The 5248-nt window shown below is 52.4% G+C and carries 5 protein-coding genes; all 5 read left to right on the top strand.

The window, feature by feature from the left end:
* Positions 1-666: 666 nt before the first annotated feature.
* The 5 genes from VZT47_RS09250 to VZT47_RS09230 are packed head-to-tail and all read left to right on the top strand — an operon-like array spanning position 667 to position 4933.
* Positions 667-1842, top strand: a complete 1176-nt coding sequence (locus tag VZT47_RS09250; RefSeq protein WP_330224680.1) for a GspE/PulE family protein — start codon at positions 667-669, stop codon at positions 1840-1842.
* 4 nt (positions 1843-1846) lie between these two features.
* The gene (locus VZT47_RS09245) at positions 1847-2848 is read left to right on the top strand and encodes a type IV pilus twitching motility protein PilT (protein ID WP_330224679.1); all 1002 of its coding nucleotides are present in this window, start codon (positions 1847-1849) and stop codon (positions 2846-2848) included.
* Positions 2849-2856: 8 nt separating this feature from the next.
* Entirely contained in the window at positions 2857-4047 is a 1191-nt protein-coding gene (locus VZT47_RS09240; RefSeq protein WP_330224678.1) for a type II secretion system F family protein, read from the top strand.
* Between the two features lies 1 nt (position 4048).
* Positions 4049-4699, top strand: coding sequence for an HAD family hydrolase (locus tag VZT47_RS09235; RefSeq protein WP_330224677.1), 651 nt, complete (start codon positions 4049-4051; stop codon positions 4697-4699).
* Between the two features lie 30 nt (positions 4700-4729).
* On the top strand, positions 4730-4933 hold the full coding sequence (locus tag VZT47_RS09230; RefSeq protein ID WP_330224676.1) for a hypothetical protein: 204 nt from the start codon (positions 4730-4732) through the stop codon (positions 4931-4933).
* Positions 4934-5248 lie beyond the last annotated feature (315 nt).

Below are 5248 nucleotides of genomic sequence, written 5' to 3'. Positions count from 1 at the left end.
TGCCGATTGATCAGTATGTCCCGGAATTCTGGGAACCCGGCTCTATCCTCCAGTCCTTCATTTACAGGAGGACTTGTTTTCGTGCTCAAAAGCCGCTCACTACGATTCGTAGTGGGCGGCTTTTTTTGTTTCCAGTTCTCAGTTCTCAGTGGCTGAATTCTTTGAAACTTTGAAAAATCAGTTATCTTCGGGACTTTACATCAATCGGGACTCGGGCAGGTGGCGCGGCACAAATCAGGAAGCCGCGCCTTTTTTTATTTTTCTGCACTACAGGTACAAGCCGAACATGAAGAAAAAGGAAAGCACACTGCAGGGCCCCACCGTCCCTGAATGGACAGCCTGCGGAGCAGGCGGATAGGTGTTTTATCGCTGCACGGCACAAACAGGGCTGACTGACGAAACAATCCCGGGATAAATGTCTCAAAAACCCCAACCCCCTATCCCCAGGCAAAATTCCCCATCACGATAACGGTCCGAGTCGGAATGCCTCAAAAGCTCCAAGTCCCTATCCGCAGGCAAATCCCCCATCACGATAACGGTCCGAGTCGGAATGCCTCAAAAGCCCCAAGCTCGTATCCGCAGGCAAAATCTATAATATTTCCCTTTATTTCCTTCCATTGTTATAATATAGGAAAGAATCGTTTAATTTTCAGGGGAGGCGGTGCCATGCAGTCCATTCGAATCACCCAGCCCGATGTGCTGCTGGACAGGATTCTCCGGGAAGCCATTCGCCTGAAGGCGAGCGATATTCATCTGGAGCCCCAGGAGTCCTGTCTCCGGGTGCGTTTCCGGGAAGACGGAGTGCTCCATGAAAGGTATCGCCAGCCTTTGAAGCAGCTGGAAGGTTTATCGGTCCGGGCCAAGGTGCTGGGCCATATGAATGTGGCGGAAAGCCGGAAGCCCCAGGATGGTTCCTGGTCGGCAGTGATCAATAAAATCCCCTATGATTTCCGTATTTCCATCCTTCCCTCCATGTACGGCGAAACCATCGTGATCCGTATCCTTTCGGGAGAGGTGGATTTCATCGAAAAAAATACCCTCGGCATGCTGCCCGCCCAGGAGGCCCTTTTCAGAAAAGCCCTTTCGAAAAAAGCAGGTATGATCCTGACCTGCGGACCTACGGGAAGCGGCAAGACCTCTACTCTTTATGCGGCTTTGAAACTTTTAAACCGCGAAGGGGTTTCCATCGTTTCCGTGGAGGACCCGGTGGAATACCGGATCAGCGGTATTACCCAGATTCAGGTGAATGAACTCTCCGGCCTCACTTTTGAAAGCGGTCTCCGTTCCATCGTCCGCCAGGATCCGGATATCCTGATGATCGGGGAAATCCGGGATAAAGAGACGGCGGAAATAGCAGTCCATGCAGCTTTGACAGGCCATCTGGTTTTATCCACCCTTCATACGAATCATGCCGCCGATGCGCCGCTGCGTCTCATGGATATGGGAATTCCGCCCTACCTCCTTTCGGCGTCCCTTTCCCTCATCATGGCCCAGCGGCTGGCAGGAAAAGTGTGCCGGCGCTGCGGGAAGGAAAGGATCCTTTTGAAGGAGGAAATAGAAATGCTGAGACTCCCCGCGTCCCTCGCCGGTGCGAAAGTCCGGGAAGGGCCGGGCTGCGATGCCTGTCATGAAGGCATGGCGGGACGGACGGGAGTATTTGAACTGATTTCCATTGACCGAAGGGGACGGGATATCCTGAGAAATCATTTTTCCCCGGACCTTTTCCGGGAGGAAATGAAGAAACAGGGCCAGCTCACCATGGGAGAAGCGGCCATTGAATTATTGAAAGCGGGCGTCATTCCGCCATCGGAAGCGTCCCTGATTTGGGCCGGAGAGGAGTGAACCTATGGATATTGAAAAACTGATTGCCGCGTATCCCGCCATGACGGATATCCATATCACCGAAGGTGCGCCCATTATGGTCCGTATTTCCGGCATTCTCCGGAAACTTAAGGAAAATGCGGATGCCGCCCTTTTTGATGAGCTTTCCGCCCGCTGCCTGACCGGTACAGGGAAGGAGGCCTACGAAAAGAAAGGCTCCTTTGACGGCGCCTTTTTTGCAGGCATGAACCGCCTCCGCATCCATATGTATCATTCGGGCGGTCTCCGGGCCGCAGCGCTCCGGATCCTTCCGGACCTTTCCTCCCTTCCGCCCGATTCAGATCAGCCCTGGCTGGAAAAAATTGCCGCCCTGGACCATGGCCTCGTCCTGGTCTCCGGTCCTTCGGGAAGCGGCAAAACCACGACCCTTGCCCGTATCCTTTCCCTGATCAATGCAAAACGGGCCTGCCATATCATTACCCTGGAAGACCCGGTCGAATATTTCATCCCTTCTCAGAAAGCCCTGATTCACCAGCGGGAAGTGGGAAGCGATGTGCCTTCCTTTGCCGCAGGCATCCGGGATGCGCTCCGGGAAGATCCGGATGTCATTACCGTAGGCGAAATGCGGGACAGCGATACCATTTCTTCAGCCCTGATGGCTGCGGAAACGGGCCATCTGGTTCTGGGGACTCTCCATACGACCCGAGCCGCCGATTCCGTCGGACGAATCATCCATTCCTTTCCGGAAGGGAAACAGGCGGAAGTGCGGGCCCTCCTTTCGACCAATCTGAAATACGTCTCCGCCCAGCAGCTGTATCGCACGGGAAAGGAGACCTTCCTCCTCCGCGAAATCCTTGCGAACATCCCCGCGGTTTCCCATCTCATCCGGGAAGGGAAAGAAGAGCAGATTCCTTCCTACATGGAAATGGGACTCCAGCACATGCGCACATTGAAACAGGCCGCCTACGGCCTCAGGAATATTTCCGAACGGGAACGGGACAGACTCATGAAAACACTTGAAATCTAGAGGCGCCTATGAAGGAATTCATCTACAAGGCCTACGAAGAAGGCAGTCCGCCATCGGAAGGCTTTCTCACGGCAGAAACGAAAGAAGAAGCGGCAGAAAAACTTTTTGACCGCGGACTCCACCTCATTCACCTGGAAGAAGTGAAGGAGGAAAAGGGGTATTCCTTTCGCGCCCCTTTTTCCTCCAGAAGGACCCTGGCCCTTTTTGCGGAAGAATGGGCCTCCCTCCTGGAAGCGGGCCTCACCCTCACCGAATCCCTCTCCCTGCTGGAAGACCAGCTGGGAGGCAGAGAGCGGAAAGTACTGAAAAAAATCGGGAAAACCATTTCCACAGGCCGTGGCGTGTGGGACAGTTTTCGCCGCAGCCGGTGCTTTCCGCCCTTTTTTCTTTCCCTCCTCCAGGTGGGCGAAATGTCAGGCACCCTTCCCGCCCAGCTCCGCCGCCTTTCCATTTACTATGAAAAGGAAGAACTTTTCCTCCGCAAGCTGAAAAGCGCCCTGGCCTATCCTGCCTTCATCACCCTCTTTGCCCTGGCCGTTTTCCTCCTCATCCTGACTTTCATCCTTCCCTCCTTTGCCCTTCTTTTTGACGCCCTCTCCCTGGATTTCCCCCTCCCCGCCCGGGCGGCCCTGAATCTGGGACTCTGGCTGAAGGACTATGGAAAATACCTGATTCTCCTCCTCCTCCTGATTCCCCTCCTTATCCTTTTCTATCTGAAAACAGAAAAAGGTAAGAAATATCGGGACCGCCTCCTGTACCGTTCCGCTTTCTATAGAAGACTCCTTCTCATCCGTTTCTGCTATACCCTTTCTGCCCTTCTGGACAGCGGGCGCACCATGTCTGAAGCCCTTTCGGCTTCCGCAGAAGTCATTACGAACCGCACCGCCCGGCGCGCTTTGAAACGGATAGAGGAAAAAGTCACCCGCGGCACCGATTTTTCCAGAGCCCTGGGAGAAAGTTCCATTTCCTTCCCCCTCATTACCCATCTGGCCAGAGTGGGTATGGAAAGCGGCGAACTCCCCCGGTTTCTCCGGTACGGCGGAAAAATCCTCACCCGGGACGCGGAGAGGCGGCTCGCCCGTTTCCGGGCCATTCTGGAACCTGCCATCCTTCTCCTCGTAGGATTTTTTACAGCAGCCATTGTATTTTCCGTCATGCTTCCCGTTTTCACGGCAGCCGGTTCCCACATAGGAGGCTAGTATGATTCAGGGCGTCATTTTCGATATGGACGGTACCCTCTTCGATACGGAAACCATATTCCAGATCGAATGGAACCGGGCTGCCGCAGAAAGAGGCATCACCCTCCCCAATTCTTTCCGCTATGAAATTTGCGGCACCAGCGGGGAACCTATGGACAGAATAATTGAGAAGTATTATCATGTAAGGGAAGGGACTCCCATCCAGCTTAAGGTCAAAGAAAGAGTCATCGAAATCCTGAAGAAAAAGGTGCCCCTGAAACTGGGAGTAAAAAGCATCCTCGATTTCTTCTCAGAACTTCCTGTCCCCATGGCCATCGGAAGCTCCTCTCCCCTGTCCCTCATCGAATCGAACCTTCAGGTCACCGGTTTTTCCCATTATTTCAAAGCCCTTGCCAGCGGAGAAGAAGTGGAAAAAGGAAAGCCCGCACCGGACATATTTCTCCTCGCCGCGAAAAAACTGAAAGTTCCCCCGGAGAAATGCCTCGTATTCGAAGATTCCCCCAATGGAATCCGCGCTGCCTATGCAGCCGGCATGATTCCCGTCCTCATTCCGGATACTACCCCCATCACGGAAGACATTGAAAAATTAAGCGCTCATCGATTTAACAACTTTGCAGAAGCAGAAACCTGCTTCAGAATCGCCCTGCCCTGAGCGTGGCAGCACGGGAAAGAGTCAAAGCAAATGAAAAAATTACACCAATTATTCTTCGTCAATTTCTTTTTATTCCTCATCTGCCTCACCGAATTCTTCATCAAAGGAGCCCATACAGGCGCCGGTCTCTCCCCAGACGCCCCTATGGTCCTCATCCCATTTATGATTTTCTTCGGACTCGTCACCATAGTTACGGGAATCGCCTGGGTAGTTATTGTTCTGCATAAGAAATAAATTCCCTGCATTTCATAAAGAAAACTACATTTTTAAAAGTTATCAGTTCTCATTTTACAGTTCGCAGTAAAGGCCGCGCCCCGGAGGGCGCATTTTTTTATTGGAAGAAATACAGAAGATGGATACCCTGCCATTTTATCGAAATTGACATAAACGGTACGCGATAAGGCTCCTCTCACAGGCCCCCCGAAGTTCGTAATGGCACACACTTAAGGATTTACTCCTAAAAACAGACAATTACATAACCCCATTTTAGCGTATCCAGCAGGATACGCTTTTTAATTTATTAATTTTAAATTTTAATGCGCGGAAAGC

It is taken from the genome of Dialister sp., from assembly GCF_036343215.1.
GTDB lineage: Bacteria > Bacillota > Negativicutes > Veillonellales > Dialisteraceae > Dialister.
The sequence above is the reverse complement of the archived record's forward strand: the minus strand, read 5'-3'. Positions and strand labels throughout refer to the sequence as shown.

Coding starts and splice junctions, on each gene's coding strand:
- VZT47_RS09245 (WP_330224679.1), top strand. CDS start 1,847: ATGGATATTGAAAAACTGATTGCCGCGTATCCCGCCATGACGGATATC.
- VZT47_RS09235 (WP_330224677.1), top strand. CDS start 4,049: ATGATTCAGGGCGTCATTTTCGATATGGACGGTACCCTCTTCGATACG.
- VZT47_RS09240 (WP_330224678.1), top strand. CDS start 2,857: ATGAAGGAATTCATCTACAAGGCCTACGAAGAAGGCAGTCCGCCATCG.
- VZT47_RS09250 (WP_330224680.1), top strand. CDS start 667: ATGCAGTCCATTCGAATCACCCAGCCCGATGTGCTGCTGGACAGGATT.
- VZT47_RS09230 (WP_330224676.1), top strand. CDS start 4,730: ATGAAAAAATTACACCAATTATTCTTCGTCAATTTCTTTTTATTCCTC.